Here is a 17,821-nt window from a genome sequence, read left to right as displayed (position 1 = left end):
AAATGCGTGAGCGCGGGATCAGTCTTCGTCCTGGCCCGAATACGGCACGGGGTCCACGCCTGGCTCGGGGTCGGGGTGCTTGCCGGCATGCAGCACGGCATAGACAAAACGGCGATCGTTGTTGGAGGCCCACTCATGCACGTCGTCGCAAACGCGCAAGATGGCCTGGGCGTCTTTTTCCAGGGCGGGATCGCCCGAATGCAGATTGTCGAACCACAGGGCCAGGCCGCTCTTCTGGTCCAGCACGGTATCGCACAGACAGTCGTACAAGGCGTCCAGATTGCCGCCGAAGAACTCGGGAAAGTCCACCGCCTTGACCACGGCGCGCAACACCGCCGAGCGGTTGCGCGCCCGGTCGCACTCCACCACCATGGCCGTCAGGCCGTGGGCCTGGGCCTGCTCCAGGAAATCGGCGGCCTTCAGGCCGCCTGCGTCGAGCAAACCGCCCTTCTGCAAGACAGCTTGCAAAGTAAGGTCCTGGCTCATTTCGACGTCTCCTTAAAAAACGCTAACACTTCTTCACGACGACTCATGGTATCGGTCTTTCCTAACTCGATCAGCTCTTGGGTGTAGCCGGACTCGAATAACAAATATGAGATTAATGCGCCGCCTGTAGTCGGACCGGACTTTGAAGATACACCAAGTACTCGAAATAGGGTACGCGCAGCAGTAGGCATCTGATGGATATGCCGGATGGCAATTTCGTCCAGCGAGCGGCTGGGAGTGATGGCAAACGTGCTGACAGGACGCAGCGATTGGCTTTGTAATACATTTGCCGGCATGTACGCAAGTAGCGTATTGATGCGCTCCATGCGCTCGATATCCATTGACACGCTGTCCAGGAATATGTTGGATAAAGCATAGCCGCTGATCTGCGCCAGGGACGGATAGGGAGGGTCGGAAGGCTTTTCGCTGCGATAGGTATTGTCGGCATAGCCCGTGCCCACGATCAGGACCTTGTGCGCCCCCAGGTGGATGGCGGGACTGATGGGCGCGAGCTGGCGCATGGTGCCGTCGCCGCACCACTGCACCTGCCCTTCCACCATCAGCGGCTGGGCCGGGAAAACGAAGGGAATGGCGCTGGAGGCCATCAGGTGTTCCACGCCGATGGCGCCCGATATGGCGCGGCGCAGATTGCGCGACCAGGCGCGGATGCGCCGGTCGGATTGATAGAAGGTCAGGTGTTCGCCCGTGGTGTAGGCCGCCGCCGTGATGGCCAGCGCGCCCAGGTGTTCGCAGGCCAGGTTGCGCTGCAGGCGCTCGAAGTCCAGATTGTCCTCCAGCAGACGGCGCAAGGGCGCATTGTCCAGCAGGGAATGAGGCGTGTGTTCGCGCAAGCGCGGCGCCAGCCAGCCCAGCGATACCGTCGCCAGCCAGTGCAGGCTGGTCCTGAGCAGCAGCACCGGATCGGCGTGGAAGACGTGGTGGCTGTTCAGCGAGCCCCACAGCTGTTGTATGTGGTCCACACCCTCATGGGGCTTGTCGGCCTTGCAGGCCAGTCCCGCCGCATTGATGGCGCCGGCCGAGGAACCGCAGATGATGTCGAACGGATTGGTGAAGTCCGGATTGCGCTGCGGATCCAGGATCTCCAGCAGGCCGGCCAGCACGCCGGCCTGGTAGGCGCCGCGCGCCCCGCCCCCGTTCAGGACCAGCGCGACGGGAGACGAGGTGCGGAAGATCATGGCGCGGGATCAGGCGTCGGCGGCCACATTGGCGTCCACCACCGTGACCGCCGTCATGTTGACGATGCGCCGCACGGACGACGTGGAAGTCATGATGTGCACCGGGGCGCGCGCGCCCAGCAGGAAAGGACCGATGGCCACGTTGCCGCCGGCCGCCGTCTTGAGCAGGTTGTAGGCGATGTTGCCCGCCTCCACGTTCGGGCAGACCAGAAGATTGGCCTCGCCGCTGAGCGTGGACGTAGGCAGGACCTGCAGCCGGGCCTTCTCGTCCAGCGCGCAGTCGCCGTGCATCTCGCCATCCACCTCCAGCGTGGGATCCAGCATCCGCACCTTTTCCAGGGCCTGGCGCATCTTCACCCCGGCCGGCGCGTCGTTGGTGCCGAAGTTCGAGCTGGACAGCAGCGCCACCTTGGGCTCGATGTTGAACTGGCGCATCTTGCGGGCCGCGGCCAGCGTGATCTCCGCCACCTGGGCGGCGTCCGGGTCGTGATTGATGTGCGTATCGGTCAGCGCCACCGAGCGCTCGCTGAGCAGCAGGATGTTCATGGCGGCGTAGGTCTGCACGCCCGACGCCTTGCCGATGACCTGGTCCACCAGCTCCAGGTGGTTCTCATAGCGGCCCACCGTGCCGCAGATCATGCCGTCGGCATCGCCCAGGTGCACCATCATGGCGCCGATCAGCGTGGGGCGGCGGCGCATTTCCACGCGGGCCATTTCCTTGCTGATGCCGCGCCGCGACATGATCTCCCAATAACTGGTCCAGTATTGGTGGAAACGGTCGTCCTGCTCGGGATTGGTGACTTCCACATCGACGCCCAGGCGCAGGCGCAGGCCGTAGCGCTCGATGCGCTGCTGCAGCACGGCGGGTCGGCCGACCAGGATGGGGCGGGCCAGGCCTTCGTCCACGATGATCTGCACGGCGCGCAATACCCGTTCGTCCTCGCCCTCGGTGAAGACCACGCGGGCCTCGCCGCCGTCCTGCACCAGGCCCCGGGCCAGGGAATAGATGGGCTTCATGAACGAGCCCGACTTGTAGACGAACTGGCGCAACTGATAGACGTAGTTGTCGAAGTCCTGGATGGGCCGGGTGGCCACGCTTTCGTCCATGGCCGCCTTGGCCACGGCGGGCGCGATGCGCACGATCAGGCGCGAATCGAAAGGGCGGGGAATGAAGAAGCCCGGACCGAAGGTGACTTCCTGCAAGCCGTAGGCGGCCGCCACGCCTTCGTCCTGCTCTTCGCGCGCCAGCTGGCAGATGGCGTGCACGGCGGCCTTCTCCATGCCGCGGGTGATGGTGGTGGCGCCCACATCCAGCGCCCCGCGGAAGATGTAGGGAAAGCACAGCACATTATTGACCTGGTTCGGATAGTCCGAACGGCCGGTGGCCATGACCACGTCGTCGCGCGCGGCGTGCGCATCCTCGGGCAGGATCTCCGGATTGGGATTGGCCAGGGCCAGGATCAGCGGATTGTCCGCCATTTTCCTGAGCATCTCGGGCTTGAGCACGCCGCCGGCCGACAGGCCCAGGAACACGTCCGCGCCGTCGATCACGTCATTGAGGGTGCGAGCCTCGGTCTGCTTGGCAAAGCGAGCCAGCTCGGGCACCTGGTGGCCGGGGCGGCCCGCGTAGACCACGCCGTCGATGTCCGTGACCCAGACGTTTTCCTCGGGCAGGCCCATGTCCACCATCAGGTCCAGGCAGGCCAGGGCGGCCGCGCCGGCGCCGGAGGTCACGACCTTGATCTTCTTGATGTCCTTGCCGACCACGCTCAGGCCATTCAGGAAGGCGGCCGTCACGCAGATGGCCGTGCCGTGCTGGTCGTCGTGGAAAACCGGAATGCTCATGCGCTCGCGCAGCTTGCGCTCGACCTCGAAGCACTCGGGCGCCTTGATGTCTTCCAGGTTGATGCCCCCGAAGGTAGGCTCCAGCCCGGCGATGATGTCCACCAGCTTGTCCGGATCGGTTTCGTTGATCTCGATGTCGAACACGTCCAGACCGGCGAAGCTCTTGAACAGCACGGCCTTGCCTTCCATGACGGGCTTGGAGGCCAGTGCGCCGATATTGCCCAGGCCCAGCACGGCGGTGCCGTTGGAGATCACGCCCACCAGGTTGCCGCGGCCCGTGTAGCGGAAGGCGTTCTGCGGATCGGCGACGATCTCCTCGCAGGCGGCCGCCACCCCGGGCGAATAGGCCAGCGCCAGATCCCGCTGATTGGACAATTGTTTGGTCGGTATGACCGACAGCTTTCCGGGCCGTCCCTGCTCGTGATATTCCAGGGCCGCTTTCCGAAAATTGGCATCCATGCTGTACACCTACACAAAAAACCATTGAACGAACTGGCGGCCCGGCGGCGAATCGTCATTCCCCGGCCCCAGTGGCGTCATCCCCTCGCCAGGACGGGACAGGGTTCATTCTAGCCCTTGAGCATGAGGCTGGGGAAATCGGGCAGGACAGATCGGCTACAGCGCCTGGCCGGGATAGGAAAAACGATCGGTGGGATCGAACAGGGCCTTCACCTGGCTGTCCACATCCTGGGCCTGCCAGGACTGGCCTTCGCCCGGCCAGCGCCAGTCGTCCGGGTCAGCGCCGGCTTGCAGGTTCTCGTCCAGCACCAGCCATTCCACCCAGGCCAGATCGCCCCCATGGCCCAGCATCAGGTGCGCCAGATTGATGCCGTCGCCGGCCGCCGGTTGCAGGGCGTCCAGCCGGTAGCGCCCCGGCCATTCGCAGCCCGGCCATCCGCCCTGCATCAGAGCCTGCGTATCCGGCCGGGACATCAGCTGGAACAAGGCGGGAATCAGCTGCTGCAGGCGCAGGCTGTCGAGCGGATTGCGATTGGCTTCGCCGAAAGGCCCCAGCGCCGCCTGCGTATTGTCGGCCAGCAGCACAGAACAGTGCCGCAGCCCGGACAGGGCCGTGCGGCCCGCGGGCCAGGCATGCAGGCGGCGGTCGGCCAGCCAGGCTCCCACGCTCATGCCCGCCGGCAGGTGTGCCAGTCCCGCGAAGCCGTGGGCCTCCAGCTCGCCCAGCAGGCAGCCGGGCTGCACGAACCACAAGGGCGAGCCCGGCTCCAGGCGTTCGCAGCGCGCCATCTGGCGTCCCGGCGCCAGCCAGAGCGTCGGCCCTTGCGGTTCGGCGGCCAGCGGCACGCCATCCAGCCCCAAGGTGATGCCGTACTCGGCGGCCAGGGTCAGGGCGATATGCACGTCGGCGCTGGAGTCGGGCGCCAGGCGGGCCTGTTCATGCCCCTCGGCATCGTCCAACTGGAGAAACGAGCCCTGGACCCGGGCCGCCAGGCGCGAGCCAAACGCCTGCCAGGCCGTCTGGGGCGGGCGGCGCCCCATGAGAAATGCACGCCGGGACGGAGAAACCATAGACTTTTCCTGCAACAGACCTAAACTTGAGACAGGCCGACCCTTGCGCGCCGCGCACGCGCGGTCCAGGCCGCCCCGTTGCCCTTTCGAGCAACGCACTACAATACACTTTTTGCCCGAGATTTGCCGTATGTCCCGCCTCGCCAGCCGCACCGAACTGGTCGCTCCCTTCCACGCCGTGGAACTCTTCAAGCAAGCCAATGCCCTGCAGGCCGCCGGCCGCGACATCATCAGCCTGGGCATAGGCGAGCCGGACTTCACCGCGCCCCAGCCGGTCGTGGAAGCCCTGCGCCGGGCGGCCGAACAAGGACTGGGCCAGTACACGGCGCCGGCGGGCCTGGCAGCGCTGCGCGAGCGCATCGCGCTGTACTACGAACAGCAGTTCCGCGCGCGCGTGGACCCATCCCGCATCCTGGTCACGGCCGGAGCCTCCGGCGCCCTGTCGCTGGCCACGCTGGCGCTGATCAACCCGGGCGACGAAGTGCTGATGCCCGACCCCTCCTACCCGGCCAACCAGAACTTCATCACGGCCGCCGGCGGCGTGGCGCGCCTGATCCCGGCCAGCGCCGACGAACGCTTCCAGCTCAGCGCCCGGCACATCCGTGAGCATTGGGGCCCCGCCACGCGCGGCGTACTGATCGCCTCGCCGAGCAACCCCACCGGCGCCACCATCTCGCGCCCCGCCCTGAAAGAGCTGATCGCCGAAGTGCGCGCCCGCGACGGCTTCATCATCATGGACGAGATCTACCTGGGCCTGTTCTATGAAGAGGCGCCGCTCAGCGCCCTTACGCTGGATCAGGACATCATCGTCATCAACAGCTTCTCAAAATATTTCCACATGACGGGCTGGCGCCTGGGATGGATCATCGCCCCTGCCTGGATGACGGCGGTCTGCGAGCGCATGGCCTCCAGCCTGGCGATCTGCGCGCCCTCGCTGGCCCAGCACGCCGCCCTGGCCTGCTTCGAACCCGAAACCATGGCCATCTACGAAGAGCGCCGCCTGGCCTTCAAGCAGCGCCGCGACTACCTGCTGCCCGAGCTCGAGCGCCTGGGCCTGCGCGTGCCGGTGCGCCCCGACGGCGCCTTCTACATCTACGCCGACATCCGGGAACACAGCCAGGACAGCGACGCGTTCTCGCACCTGCTGCTGCACGAAGCCGGCGTGGCCGCCGTGCCGGGCCGCGACTTCGGCCATGCGCATGCCTCCTACACCCTGCGCCTGGCCTACTCCACCGGCATGGATCGCCTGCAGGAAGCCATCGCCCGCCTGGGCCGCTTCCTGGGACGCTGACGCCAGGGGCGGGCTCAGCCCGTCCGGATGGGAATGCCCGAAGCCAGGGCGATGCGGCGCCGTTCGGCCAGGACCTTGGCCCCGTAGCCGCCGTCGCTCGGCCCCGTGGCGCCCACATAGCAGGCCAGACCGCCCTCGACGGAGCCCCGCCGCCGTATGCAGTCGGACAGGATCTGGGCTCCCACGCGCACATTGGCTTCGGGGCTGAGCACCGCCAGCGTGCCCTCCATGTAGATGTCGAATTTTTCCTTGTGCACCTTGGTCATGACCTGCATCAGGCCTTGCGCGCCCACATGGCTTTCCGCATACGGGTTGTAGCGCGATTCGATGGCGATGACCGCCAGGATCAGCTGCGGATCCAGATTCTTTTCCTTGCCCACGATGAAGGCGGTGTGGATCAGGGCCCCGGCCACGGAGTGGGCGATCTTGTACTTGCGGGCCAGGTAGCTGCGCAGGGCCTGCATCTGGGCGGGCGTCACGCCTTCCACCGGCTGGCCCGCCACCGAGGCGCGCAAGTTGCGCATGAAGCCCTGGTAGGCCGACACGGCCTGGCGCTGCTCGGCCGGCGTCAAGCTGGCGTCGGCCGCCGGTTCATCCTGCAGCTGCTGCTCGGCAGGCCAGACGGCCTGGCTGTAGGCGTCGTATTTCACCGCTTCCGGACGCAGGGTTTGCACGAGTCCGGTGTAAAGCTGGTTAAACTGGGCGCGCATCGAGGGCACGACCACGCAGGCGGCGATCGTGACCAGCACGGCAATGCCCAGGTACATGGCGCAGACGTGCACCAGCTCGCCGACGCGATACGTCAGGGTGCGAGCCGAACGACTGAGCACATGATCCATTTCCTGGAAGACCATCCGTGGCATCCTTAGTGTTGCAGACTGCCCGATGTTAACCTTAACGATCCAATCAAATGTAACCGGAGCCACTTTCATCTGTGAAATACCGTGACTTGAGAGACTTTATTGCCCAGCTGGAAGCGCGTGGCGATCTGAAGCGGATTACGCAGCCGGTGTCGACCCGCCTGGAAATGACGGAGATCAGCGACCGCGTGCTGCGCGCCGGTGGCCCGGCCCTGCTGTTCGAAAATGCGCAGCACAACGGTGCTCCCGCCGCCATGCCCGTACTGGCCAATCTGTTCGGCACGCCGCAGCGCGTGGCTCTGGGCATGGGCGCGCAGGACGTGTCGGCCCTGCGCGAGACCGGCGAGCTGCTGGCCTCTCTGAAAGAACCCGAGGCGCCGCGCGGCATGCGCGATGCGCTGGCCAAGGTGTCCATGCTGAAATCCGCGCTCTGGGACATGAGCCCCAAGAACGTGCGCTCGCCCGCCTGCCAGGAAGTCGTCCTGGAAGGCAAGGACGTGGACCTGAACCAGATTCCGCTGCAATTGTGCTGGCCGGGCGACGTGGCCCCCCTGCTGACCTGGGGCCTGGTGATCACCAAGGGGCCGCACGCCAAGCGACAGAACCTGGGCATCTACCGCCAGCAGCTCATCGGCCGCAACAAGCTCATCATGCGCTGGCTCTCGCACCGCGGCGGCGCGCTGGACTTCCGCGACCACGCCCTGGCCCATCCCGGCCAGCCCTTTCCCATCGCCGTGGCGCTGGGCACGGATCCGGCCACCATCCTGGGCGCGGTCACCCCGGTACCCGACAGCCTGTCCGAATACCAGTTCGCGGGCCTGCTGCGCGGCTCGCGCACGGAAGTGGCCAAGGCCCTGGGCAGCGAATTGTCCGTGCCCGCCTGGGCGGAAATCGTGCTGGAAGGCCACATCCTGCCCGGCAGCCATCCGGACGCGCTGGCCCCCGTCGTGCCCGAGGGCGTGAACCCGCCGCCCGACAGCGGCTATGAAATGGCGCTGGAAGGCCCCTATGGCGATCACACCGGTTACTACAACGAGCAGGACTGGTTCCCGGTGTTCACGGTGGAGCGCATCACCATGCGCCGCAAGCCCATCTATCACAGCACCTACACCGGCAAGCCGCCGGACGAGCCGGCCGTGCTGGGCGTGGCCCTGAACGAGGTATTCGTGCCGCTGCTGCGCAAGCAGCTGCCGGAAATCGTTGACTTCTACCTGCCGCCCGAAGGCTGCAGCTACCGGCTGGCCGTGGTCTCCATCCGCAAGCAGTATGCCGGCCACGCCAAGCGCGTGATGTTCGGGGTCTGGAGCATTCTGCGCCAGTTCATGTACACCAAGTTCATCGTGGTGGTCGACGAGGACGTCAACACGCGCGACTGGAAGGAAGTGATCTGGGCCATGACCACGCGCATGGACCCGGTGCGCGATACCGTGCTGGTGGAAAACACACCGATCGACTATCTGGACTTTGCTTCGCCGGTATCCGGGCTGGGCGGCAAGATGGGAATGGATGCGACCAACAAATGGCCTGGCGAGACCCAGCGCGAATGGGGCGTGCCGATCAAGATGGACGACGCCACCCGGAAGAAAGTGGATTACATGTGGTCGTCCCTGGGGCTGTAGGCGCAACAGCCCCTTGAACGACAGGCCGGCCCAGAGATAAACAAAGACCATGCGTCATCGCGGCGCTTGGTCTTTGTTTCATACGGCACATCAAACGGGACGCAGGCCTTCGTCAGGGCGATGCAAGCGGCTCCACCAGTTCAATCAGGTACTCATCGGGGTCCAACACAAACGCAATCGTGCGTTTGCCGTGATTCATCTGTTTGGGCGGTGTCTTTATCTTTACCCCGCTCTCTTCCAGCTTGCGCACAGCCTGATGAACATCATTCACCATCAATGCCAGATGACCAAACGCCCGGCCCTTTTCGTAGGGTTCCGGCTGGTCCCAGTTATACGTCAACTCCAGGCTGGACTGGGTGGCTTCATCAAAGCTGAGAAACACATTGGTGAATCTGCCTGATTCGTAATCGGTGCGCCGCAGTATCTTCATGCCCAGAATGTCTCTGTAGAACGCCAGGGATCGCTCCAGATCCAGTACGCGCAGCATGACATGATCAAGGCCAAATTGTATTTCAGAGGTGCTCATGGAGACGGGCATGTATTTGAAAATTGCAATGTAGCAAAACCGCCCGTCTTCAATCATGACCGCTCGTCACAGAGCCATGAGAAATGCTCAAGGCCGATCAGGTGGATGCCATCAAGCCTGAAGAGATGGTCTGGATAAACAAAGGTACGCAAGGGTTGGCATTGCTTTCCTGCCACATGATGTTGATGAAGGACTGTGGGTGTTGCCCTGACAAGTCCAGATCAATCGCAACCAGGTCCCGGTGTACGTACTTGCGCAGGGACTGGGACAGAATGGCAATGCCGATATTGGCCGCGACCATGCTCATGATCCCGGTAATGGTGCTGGCTTCCTGCACGGAATTGGGGTGAAACCCGGCATGACGGCACAAGGAATAAAAATAACGCCGCCATACCTGCCAGTGAGTCTTGCTGCCCACCACAAAGCGTTCATTGGCGAGATCCACCAAAGGAATGGTCTTTTCCTTTGCCAAAGGATGATGGCTCTGCAACAACACAATCGGATCATCGCGACACACCGGCTTCCACCGCACCCCCAGCTCTTCAGGGTCATCGGAAAACGCAAAGCCGAAGCCCAGGTCGAGGCTGCCCTGCTGCAGGCCCTGGATCTGCTGCTGAGTCGGCATATATAGCAGGTCGGTGGTGATGTTGGAGTACTGCTGCTTGAAATGTTCCAGCGTTCTGGGCAGCACATCCTGAACGGCGTAGTCGTTATAGGCGATGATCAAATGACCGATATCACCAAACTTGGCTTTCTGAGCCAGCTCGATGCCCCGCTCCAGGTGCACGAATACTTGCTCGATCTCTTGCAAAAGCAGGAAGCCAGCCGCGGTCAGTTTGACCTGGCGGGTACTGCGCTCGAACAGGTCCACCTGCAAGTCATCTTCAAGTTTCTTGATGATGCGCGTCAGCCCCGGTTGCGTGATATGCAGCAGCTCGGCCGCCTTCTTGAAGTGCAGCTGCTCGGCCACCGTTTTAAAGGCCCGCAAGTGATGCAAGTCGAGGCGACCTGGGATCATGGCTCAGCTCGTTTTTCTATTATTAACGTCACGATCAATAATAGTGCGCGAATAGTGAATGGACAAGCAATTTGCAGAGGTTTAGCTTATCGATCACGTGCTGGCCAGCATATCCACGAGGATCTCATGACCTCATTCAGCCCCAGATAGCAAGGAGGATTCCGTCCTGTTCCAGTCGATTCTCTATTCGACCTTTGGAAGAACATCAATAAGACCTACACCAACTTATAAATAATAAGAACGAATATTCCCACAGGGTTTGATTTCAGAAAAAACAGATAGTCCCAGCACTTGAGGAGACATGAGTATGCAAAGGGAAACCAAGGTGGCGGAATCGGGACATACCGATACCGGCCATATTAAAAAAGTAATGATGGGTTCAGCGGCAGGCACTATCGTTGAATGGTTTGATTTTGCTTTATTCGGCTACATGGCCGTCTATATCGCACAGAACTTCTTCCCCTCGGAAGACAAGATGGCTGGGTTGCTGGCAACCTTTGCCGTGTTTCTGGTGTCGTTTATCGTAAGGCCGCTGGGGGGAATCTACTTCGGCAAGCTGGGAGACAGGATTGGCCGAAAAAAGATCCTGGCCTTGACCGTCCTGCTGATGTCCGGATCGACCGCAGCGATTGGCCTGATTCCCACCTATCACAGCATCGGTATCTGGGCTCCGATTCTGCTGATCATCATCCGCTGCATCCAGGGACTGTCCGCAGGTGGTGAATATACCGGCGCCACCATATACACCGTCGAGCACAGCCCCATGAACAAACGCAATTCCTATGCCTGGGCCATGTCGGGCGCGACTTACTTTGCCTTTGCGCTGGCCGCGGGGATCAGCGCGGCTCTGGCGGCAATTGTAGGGACCGAAGCCATGGGAGACTGGGGCTGGCGCACGATTTTCCTGCTGGCCATTCCAATGGGTATTGTGGCTTTCTTCATCCGTGACCACTTGTCCGAATCGCCTGAATTCCAGCAAATGCGTGCGGAGAAAAAGGGCCAGGTCAGCTACACGGCCTCGCAGGTTTTCAAGGCGGAAGGCTACAACATCGTGAAGCTGGGCGGATTCATCGTGCTGTACGCCTTGTCCTTCTATATTTTCTCCACCTACATGAACACCTTCTTGCGTACCGTGATTGGCTTGTCGCCGGTACAGTCCCTGACCGCCAATATGGTTGCCCTGCTTTTCGTGACGGCGCTGACACCGATCGCCGGCGTCATTTCCGACAAAGTGGGCCGTCGCAGGATGATGCAGTTCGCCGCTGTCTGGCATGCGTTGTTCACGATTCCCGCCTACATCATCGTCAGCAAGGGAGCCTCTCTGGAAGCGGCCATCATTGGCATGCTGATCATCGGCATTGGCCAGGTTGCAGCCAGTGTCGTGGCGGTAACGCTGCTGTCCGAGATGTTTCCCACCGACATGCGCTATACCGCATCGAGCATGTGCTACAACATCACCTTCGCCGTTTTCGGCGGCACCGCTCCCTACTTGGCCATCTGGCTGACTGCCCAGACCGGCAGTTATCTGGCGCCGGCCTTTTACGTCACCGTGGTGGCGGTATTGTGCTTCTTCTGGGTCACGATCTTGATGCCCGAGACAGCCAACAAGCCCTTGCGTCGCTATCACACTGAACCGGCACATGATGCCAAGCCGGCTGTCAGCCTGGGCAAGGCAAGTGCCGGCTAGCCAATAAGACTCCCTGCTCGTTTTCAGTCTTGGACAGCCCTGTTTTACAGGGCTGTTTTTTATGCCGTGAAAACATTGATTCACATTAAATCCAATTAACAAAAACGAAAGTCTGTTTATACAAAAAGCATATTCCCATACCGGCTCCTATAGAATAGCCTTCTGTAGAACTCATCATAAGCAGACTCGCTCCCCTCCTACAGCAGACTGAAGGACGACGTTGAACCTGCCAAAGGGATAAGCACCATGACCACCATAAGCCTGACTGACGTAACGGTAAGCAGCGATGTCGCCTCGCGTTCCGAAGGATGGCTGAATGTTCATTTCAGCAATGGTCACACCATCAACGCCTACTGTCCTGCAGACAATGACAACTGGGCAGCAGGCGCCAAGCATCTGTGCAATACCGATCGGGAGCACAGCCCGCCCCCCATCAAGGTGGACACGCTGTTATTGCAGGCGGCCCATGACGGCAGATACATCATTTTGCAGGCAGACCTGCCCAAGGCAGCCATCCCCATGACCTATGCGCGGCCTGCGGATGAACATGTGTATCTGGAGCTGCCCCATAAGCAGCAAAGCGTGTTCAGCGCTGATTTTCTGGCAATTGTCGCCCTTGTTTTTGCTGCACTGTACGGCCTGAAATGGCTGTTTGAAAAGTACTTTCTGCACAAGCTTTAGAAAAAACGGCTTGAATAAAAAAACGTCCTGTAAAGACAGGACGCAAAGTGGAAAAAGCGGCAAGTCACACGGCAAGTACAGCGCCCGCATGCAAGAACCTTTGCTGCAACTGCCTGGCCTGCAGCAGCAGGGCATCGTCCTGATGCGGCTTGCCTATCAGTTGCAGGCCCATGGGCATTTTCTGGTAATACCCCAAAGGCAAGGACACCACAGGCAGGCCCACAAGCTGCCAGGCTCGACTCATGAAAGGCGCTCCCGTGCCTTCGCTTTTATAAGGTGCAACACCTGATGCAGCAGGAGCAAGAATGAAATCGACATCATTGCTGTCAAACCATTGCAGCAGCGTGTGCTTGATCGCATCGGCTCTTTGCAAGGCGGCAATGTAATCCTGGTATGGCAAAGCCAGGCCGCTGCTTATCAAATCCTGCATATGAGTACTCAAGGCTTCAGGCTGCTGTTGCTCATGGATCAAGTTGCGGGCCACCTCATAGGACATGATCTGGCCATGCAATGCAGTTAGCTCGGCAATGGCCTGCGGCAAGGGAAAATCGATGCACTGATGCCCCTGCTCCAACAGCTCCTTCCGGCAGCCATACAGCGTCTCCAGCATCTTGTCTTGCACAGCGCCCAGGATCTCACCGGAGAAAATACCGAAAACGCAGGACCTGTGCTTGCCTGGCAAGGCGAGGCTCAAAGATTTGTGCAGCAATATATTCCGTACCAGTATGATATCGAGTACATCGTTGCCGAGGATGCCCAGCGAGTCCAGCGATTGAGCCAAGGGCTGAATATTGCGCAGGGAGAACTCGTTCTTGCTGCCCACATAAGCAATACAACCACAGTAGGAGGCAGGCCTGATCACGGATGCAGCGGTCTGGGTGCCGAAAGCGACAGGCACCATGTAATCAGCGACAGCGGCAGCCGAGCCGCTGGACGAACCTCCTGGCGTGCGCTCCGGGTCATGAGGGTTGTTCGTCTTGCCTGCCTGAAAATAGGCGAATTCAGTCGTGACGGTTTTGCCCATCAAAATGCCGCCTGCCGCTTTCATCGCAGTGACACAAGAGGCGTCCATGTCAGGAATGCGATCCTGATGAATGACAGAGCCCATGGTGGTGGGGATACCGGCCGTATCAATGACGTCCTTGACCGCAAATGGCAGGCCCATCAAGGGCGATGCCCTGTAAAACTCCCTGCGGCTCTCGTACTCTGCCAGATAATCTTCCTGATCAATCAGATATTGCCAGGCGCCAATTTTTTCATCGCGTGTCGCAATGCGCTCATAGAAAGAAGCCGCAATCTCCGGCAGCCCTGCTTCCCCCGTATGAAGCGCATGCAGCAATTGATGCAAAGGCTGCTTAAACCACTGTCGTTTCACTCTGCCACTCCCTAAGCGTTCGCAACAATTGGGCGTCCACAGTCGCCACGCCGCCGCCGATGCGCCCCCGTTCCCCCGCTCCGTCAATCATGCCCAGCAACACCAGGGGCCCCGTGCCGCTGGCCATCACATGGCTGAAATCGGTGATGCCCGCGCGACCAGCCAGAAATGGGAGTCTGGTGCACAAAAAACGGCGTTGACGGCTCAGGTAATCAGCAGGCAGGAAAGCCTGCAGGTTCTGGGCACTCAAGCTGGCCAGGTCCAGGCACTGGCCCCCCAGCCCGACAAAATCCACCACGGCGCTGTCGCCTAATGTGCCCAGTGCTTCCGCCTGCTCATTGCCCGGATCTTTATTGCCGGCTATGGCCGGAGCATCCACCACCAGCCAGGTCTTCGAGCTTGCCAATTGCAAACCGAAACGCAGCCCGTTGCCGCCCACCTTGACAATCCGATCACTGCCCTCGGCTTGTTCCTGCGTGGCCAAAATCAGTGCGCTGGCCGCCATCCAGTAGTTCAGCGCCCATGCCGGCGCGCCGTAAAGAAAGGTCTTGCTGTGTTCGTCATTAATGCCCCACGAGACAATAATGTCAGCCAGCAAACGAGAGGCATGCATGGTGCGGGCATGGCCATCGTCGCCATTGAGTAGCGAGGCCTGCAGAATGGGGGACAGGTCCACGCTGCCCTCGAAGCGGGCAGCCAGTCCTGCCCCCAGGTCCTGATGCAGCCAGCGCAGATGCGGCACCATTTCATCGGCAAAAATGCCAAGGCGCGTGCACCACTTCATCCCCTCATTCAGCACCGAGTATTTTTTGTTCTCAGGCCGATTGCCATCGCTGACTTCTATCAGGTACATGGAAGGAGTGGCCACTCCAGCCAGCGGCACCACGACCCCGTAATCCTGTGCAGGCGCCAGTTGCACGCCTCCCTCATCCAACAATGCCCGGGCCTCTGCCTTGCTGGATGCCCAGCCTTCATACAGAATGCCGACCAGCACCGAGTTACGTATGGCGGCAGGCATTTCCCGGGCATCACGAAAAGGAGGCCCGGCATGCAGAACCAGGCGGCCTTGTGACGGCAGAAGGTGTTGCAGCGGTCTGACTCCCGTCCAGAACGGCATGACTGCTGGCGCGCTCTTATCCACATGCTGAGCCATCTCGCCCCCTTACGCCACGCGTACCCAGGTTTCACTGTTCGCCAGGCTGGCGGATTGCGCCCGCGCGCCATTGAAGTCCCGTTCGATCGTGGTGCCCGCCAAAGGAGTGCCATTGACCAGAACCCGGGCCTGCTGCGCGGGGTGGAACACGCACATCATTTCATGCTTCTGGGTCTGGGTCTGGCTTTGCGGCAGGTCCACGCAGATGGCCTGCTGCGTCATCTGATGCCATTGCAGTTCTATTTTCAGATTGGCGCTGGCAGATTCCGCCGCCTCTGTCACGAGCTCGGGGAAGCGATTGACCGTATGAAACACTCCGTCGCTGAGAATCTTCAATTTGTCCAGCGCAACCGCTTTGCGAAACAGACCGAAATGGCGCACGAAGTCGCGGACCAGATACTCGGCCAGGGGCTGGTTGTTGGTGACAAGCAAACGGGTGTCGCTGTCGTCCCCCTCTTCGTAAGGCTTGTCCAGCACCAGAATGGCCTGGCCGCTGCCGTATTCCGAACTGGCGATACGGAAATACAAAGACAAGGAAGACCATTCCTGATCAGGATCGGTTTTCAAGTAAATAAATGGGTTGTCGCCCGTCCAGTCCAAAGTGCCTGTTTTAATACCGGTCATGGCCAGTCTCCGTGTTCAAGTTTTCGATCATTGCTAGGCTTCACGTTGGCGCTGTCAAGCAAGGTCTTTCGCCGCCGCATATTCTTCACGTAATTGCTTGAAATCCGTGCTGGGCTGCCAGCCCAGGATTTCCTTGGCGGCGCTGCTGCTGAAGATGGAAGCGCGCGGATTGTTTTGGTACCAGCGAGGATTCTTGATTTCAGGGACGGGGCCGATGATGCGCTGATACCACTCGGTGGTCGCCAAAGGATGCGAGGTGTCGTCGGCGCTGATGAAGAACACACCATAGCGCAAGCCCTGGACATTGACCGCGGCCTCGAAAGCACGCGCCAGATCGGCCGCCCAGATGTAATAGAACAGCCAGTTGCGGCCCGGGCCATCCACAAACTGGATGTATTCGGCGATGGTCTCCGGCAATACAACGGCCAGCGGACGCAGGCAGATGACTTCCATATCGGTGGCGTCGCTAAAGCTTTTTGCCATCTGCTCCATCACGATTTTGCTGACGCTGTAAGCCTGGTAAGGCTTGTTTTCATGGGCCTCGTCAACCGGCAGGTACTGGGGCTTCCAGTCGGCGCGCATTTCCGACAGGCCGCAGGCGGAAATACTGGAGCACAGCACCACTTTTTTCACGCCATTCTCACGACAAGCCTGCAGCACATGCCATGTACCGCGCACATTGACATTGATGTATTGCTCTTCGGCCGCCTTCCAGTCGAAGTCAATTGCAGCCAGATGAATGACGGCATCCGCGCCTTTGGTCGCTGCGCGTACCGCCTCCAGGTCCATCACGTCGGTTTGAATGAACGATACCGGGTGCTGGCTGGGCTTCAAGTCCGCCACCACCACGTCCATGGTCTGCATCAGCTGCTGCACCACGTACGACCCTACGCGGCCCGAGCCGCCTGTTACCACCACTTTCTTCATGGTGTTTTCTCCTGTTTATTGTTATAGATCCAAAACCAGTTCGTCTGACAAGGCGCGCGAGACGCATATCATCATGGTTTCATTCGACTGCCGTTCTTCTTTGGACAGCACGAAGTCCCGGTGCTCGGGCAGACCTGAAATCACAACGGTTTCGCAGGTTCCGCACGTGCCGTTCCGGCATGAGCACTTGACCCGTACTCCTTCACGCCTCAAGGCCGCCAGGATGGTTTCATCGCCCGCCACGGTGATGCTTTTGCCCGATTTCCGCAGTGTCACGGTAAAGCTGTTGCCTTCGAGCAGACCGGCGCCGGTTTCGACAGAAAACCGCTCCAGTACCAGCTGCCAGCCAATATCCGCCTGTTCCTGTCGGTAGCTTTCCAAGGCGTTGAGCAAGGCTTGCGGGCCGCAGGAATACACGACGGTCTGCTCGTCCAGCGCCTGCAAGACACGCTGCAGATCAAACAGGCCATCTTGGTTGGAGGCATGCGTTGTAATGCGTGAGCCATCCACCTGTTGCAGCTCTTGCAGAAAGATGAAATCAGCAGCGTTCCTTGCCAGATACAGCAAGCTCCAGTCCAGGCCCGCTGCCGCAGCGGCCTGGACCATGGGCACGATGGGGGTGATGCCGATGCCGCCGGCAATAAAGAAACACTTTTTGTTGGCAGCAAAGGGAAAGTGATTTTTCGGAATGCTGACGGCCAATGCATCACCTTCCTGCAGCACCTCATGGATATACGCAGAGCCGCCACGACCGGCCTCTTCCTTCAGAACGGCTATTTGCCATTCACGGGTATTGGCCTGTTGGCCACAAAGCGAATATTGACGATAAAGCGACTCTGTCTTGGAAACAGCCAGCTCCAGTTCAATATGCGCCCCCGGTTCCCAGACGGGAAATTCGGCGCCATTCGGCAGGCCAAGCGTCAGGCCCACGACCCGATCCGACAGCCTGGTTTTTTTCAGCACGCGTGTTTGCAATGTTTGCTGCATGATGCTGCTCCTGCTC

The 17,821-nt window shown here is 60.6% G+C and carries 16 protein-coding genes; 4 read left to right on the top strand and 12 right to left on the bottom strand.

All coding sequences use genetic code 11. The features are described from left to right. Positions 1 to 18 precede the first annotated feature (18 nt). The 4 genes from ACF3ND_RS03500 to ACF3ND_RS03485 all read right to left on the bottom strand — a co-directional run bounded on the left by ACF3ND_RS03500 (position 19) and on the right by ACF3ND_RS03485 (position 5,057). Positions 19 to 486, bottom strand: coding sequence for a barstar family protein (locus ACF3ND_RS03500; RefSeq protein WP_394064284.1), 468 nt, complete (start codon positions 484 to 486; stop codon positions 19 to 21). Further along, positions 483 to 1,682 carry a patatin-like phospholipase family protein gene (locus tag ACF3ND_RS03495; protein ID WP_394064282.1) on the bottom strand — a complete coding sequence of 400 codons (1,200 nt, stop codon included), beginning with the start codon at positions 1,680 to 1,682 and terminating at the stop codon, positions 483 to 485. Before ACF3ND_RS03495 ends, ACF3ND_RS03500 begins: the two co-directional genes overlap by 4 nt. 9 nt (positions 1,683 to 1,691) lie before the next feature. Continuing rightward, entirely contained in the window at positions 1,692 to 3,986 is a 2,295-nt protein-coding gene (locus ACF3ND_RS03490; RefSeq protein WP_394064280.1) for an NADP-dependent malic enzyme, read from the bottom strand. Between the two features lie 156 nt (positions 3,987 to 4,142). Next, positions 4,143 to 5,057 (bottom strand): hypothetical protein, encoded by a 915-nt coding sequence (locus ACF3ND_RS03485; protein WP_394064278.1) that lies wholly within the window; start codon positions 5,055 to 5,057, stop codon positions 4,143 to 4,145. A 130-nt stretch (positions 5,058 to 5,187) separates the two neighbouring features. Between ACF3ND_RS03485 and ACF3ND_RS03480 the strand changes: the two genes are divergently transcribed. Then, positions 5,188 to 6,348 (top strand): pyridoxal phosphate-dependent aminotransferase, encoded by a 1,161-nt coding sequence (locus tag ACF3ND_RS03480; RefSeq protein WP_394064276.1) that lies wholly within the window; start codon positions 5,188 to 5,190, stop codon positions 6,346 to 6,348. A 14-nt stretch (positions 6,349 to 6,362) separates the two neighbouring features. On the opposite strand, the gene ACF3ND_RS03475 is transcribed toward ACF3ND_RS03480, so the two are convergent. Next, entirely contained in the window at positions 6,363 to 7,202 is an 840-nt protein-coding gene (locus ACF3ND_RS03475) for a transglycosylase SLT domain-containing protein (RefSeq protein ID WP_394064274.1), read from the bottom strand. Positions 7,203 to 7,282: 80 nt separating this feature from the next. Here ACF3ND_RS03475 and ubiD point away from each other — a divergent pair, with 80 nt between their 5' ends. After that, positions 7,283 to 8,827, top strand: a complete 1,545-nt coding sequence (gene ubiD, locus ACF3ND_RS03470; RefSeq protein ID WP_394064272.1) for a 4-hydroxy-3-polyprenylbenzoate decarboxylase — start codon at positions 7,283 to 7,285, stop codon at positions 8,825 to 8,827. 112 nt (positions 8,828 to 8,939) lie between these two features. Here ubiD and gloA read toward each other — a convergent pair whose 3' ends face one another. Both gloA and ACF3ND_RS03460 read right to left on the bottom strand, forming a co-directional pair. Further along, the gene (gene gloA / locus ACF3ND_RS03465; protein WP_394064270.1) at positions 8,940 to 9,410 is read right to left on the bottom strand and encodes a lactoylglutathione lyase; all 471 of its coding nucleotides are present in this window, start codon (positions 9,408 to 9,410) and stop codon (positions 8,940 to 8,942) included. 40 nt (positions 9,411 to 9,450) lie between these two features. Next, entirely contained in the window at positions 9,451 to 10,371 is a 921-nt protein-coding gene (locus ACF3ND_RS03460) for a LysR family transcriptional regulator (RefSeq protein WP_394064268.1), read from the bottom strand. Positions 10,372 to 10,678: 307 nt separating this feature from the next. Here ACF3ND_RS03460 and ACF3ND_RS03455 point away from each other — a divergent pair, with 307 nt between their 5' ends. Next, on the top strand, positions 10,679 to 12,058 hold the full coding sequence (locus ACF3ND_RS03455) for an MFS transporter (RefSeq protein WP_394064266.1): 1,380 nt from the start codon (positions 10,679 to 10,681) through the stop codon (positions 12,056 to 12,058). Positions 12,059 to 12,304: 246 nt separating this feature from the next. After that, complete coding sequence (locus ACF3ND_RS03450; protein ID WP_394064264.1) at positions 12,305 to 12,739, top strand: hypothetical protein; 435 nt, start codon at positions 12,305 to 12,307, stop codon at positions 12,737 to 12,739. A gap of 64 nt (positions 12,740 to 12,803) precedes the next feature. On the opposite strand, the gene ACF3ND_RS03445 is transcribed toward ACF3ND_RS03450, so the two are convergent. The 5 genes from ACF3ND_RS03445 to ACF3ND_RS03425 form a co-directional block, all read right to left on the bottom strand. Next, positions 12,804 to 14,114 carry an amidase gene (locus ACF3ND_RS03445; protein ID WP_394064262.1) on the bottom strand — a complete coding sequence of 437 codons (1,311 nt, stop codon included), beginning with the start codon at positions 14,112 to 14,114 and terminating at the stop codon, positions 12,804 to 12,806. Beyond that, positions 14,095 to 15,267, bottom strand: a complete 1,173-nt coding sequence (locus tag ACF3ND_RS03440; protein WP_394064260.1) for a DUF1116 domain-containing protein — start codon at positions 15,265 to 15,267, stop codon at positions 14,095 to 14,097. The genes ACF3ND_RS03445 and ACF3ND_RS03440 overlap by 20 nt, the downstream gene beginning before the upstream one ends. A 9-nt stretch (positions 15,268 to 15,276) precedes the next feature. After that, entirely contained in the window at positions 15,277 to 15,801 is a 525-nt protein-coding gene (locus tag ACF3ND_RS03435; protein WP_394064258.1) for an NAD-dependent dehydratase, read from the bottom strand. 144 nt (positions 15,802 to 15,945) lie between these two features. Further along, positions 15,946 to 16,818: an NAD-dependent epimerase/dehydratase family protein gene (locus tag ACF3ND_RS03430; RefSeq protein ID WP_394064256.1), complete on the bottom strand. Its 873-nt coding sequence runs from the start codon at positions 16,816 to 16,818 to the stop codon at positions 15,946 to 15,948. A 21-nt stretch (positions 16,819 to 16,839) separates the two neighbouring features. Beyond that, complete coding sequence (locus ACF3ND_RS03425) at positions 16,840 to 17,805, bottom strand: PDR/VanB family oxidoreductase (RefSeq protein ID WP_394064254.1); 966 nt, start codon at positions 17,803 to 17,805, stop codon at positions 16,840 to 16,842. Between the last annotated feature and the right edge of the window lie 16 nt (positions 17,806 to 17,821).

Source organism: Alcaligenes sp. WGS1538 (genome assembly GCF_043187505.1).
GTDB lineage: Bacteria > Pseudomonadota > Gammaproteobacteria > Burkholderiales > Burkholderiaceae_B > Alcaligenes.
This window is presented reverse-complemented; position numbering and strand designations above follow the sequence as displayed.

Bases quoted from the DNA above. Each gene is read 5' to 3' on its own strand.
- ACF3ND_RS03500 (WP_394064284.1), bottom strand. From the start codon at position 486: ATGAGCCAGGACCTTACTTTGCAAGCTGTCTTGCAGAAGGGCGGTTTG.
- ACF3ND_RS03495 (WP_394064282.1), bottom strand. From the start codon at position 1,682: ATGATCTTCCGCACCTCGTCTCCCGTCGCGCTGGTCCTGAACGGGGGC.
- ACF3ND_RS03490 (WP_394064280.1), bottom strand. From the start codon at position 3,986: ATGGATGCCAATTTTCGGAAAGCGGCCCTGGAATATCACGAGCAGGGA.
- ACF3ND_RS03485 (WP_394064278.1), bottom strand. From the start codon at position 5,057: ATGGTTTCTCCGTCCCGGCGTGCATTTCTCATGGGGCGCCGCCCGCCC.
- ACF3ND_RS03480 (WP_394064276.1), top strand. From the start codon at position 5,188: ATGTCCCGCCTCGCCAGCCGCACCGAACTGGTCGCTCCCTTCCACGCC.
- ACF3ND_RS03475 (WP_394064274.1), bottom strand. From the start codon at position 7,202: ATGGTCTTCCAGGAAATGGATCATGTGCTCAGTCGTTCGGCTCGCACC.
- gloA (WP_394064270.1), bottom strand. From the start codon at position 9,410: ATGATTGAAGACGGGCGGTTTTGCTACATTGCAATTTTCAAATACATG.
- ACF3ND_RS03460 (WP_394064268.1), bottom strand. From the start codon at position 10,371: ATGATCCCAGGTCGCCTCGACTTGCATCACTTGCGGGCCTTTAAAACG.
- ACF3ND_RS03455 (WP_394064266.1), top strand. From the start codon at position 10,679: ATGCAAAGGGAAACCAAGGTGGCGGAATCGGGACATACCGATACCGGC.
- ACF3ND_RS03450 (WP_394064264.1), top strand. From the start codon at position 12,305: ATGACCACCATAAGCCTGACTGACGTAACGGTAAGCAGCGATGTCGCC.
- ACF3ND_RS03440 (WP_394064260.1), bottom strand. From the start codon at position 15,267: ATGGCTCAGCATGTGGATAAGAGCGCGCCAGCAGTCATGCCGTTCTGG.
- ACF3ND_RS03430 (WP_394064256.1), bottom strand. From the start codon at position 16,818: ATGAAGAAAGTGGTGGTAACAGGCGGCTCGGGCCGCGTAGGGTCGTAC.
- ACF3ND_RS03425 (WP_394064254.1), bottom strand. From the start codon at position 17,805: ATGCAGCAAACATTGCAAACACGCGTGCTGAAAAAAACCAGGCTGTCG.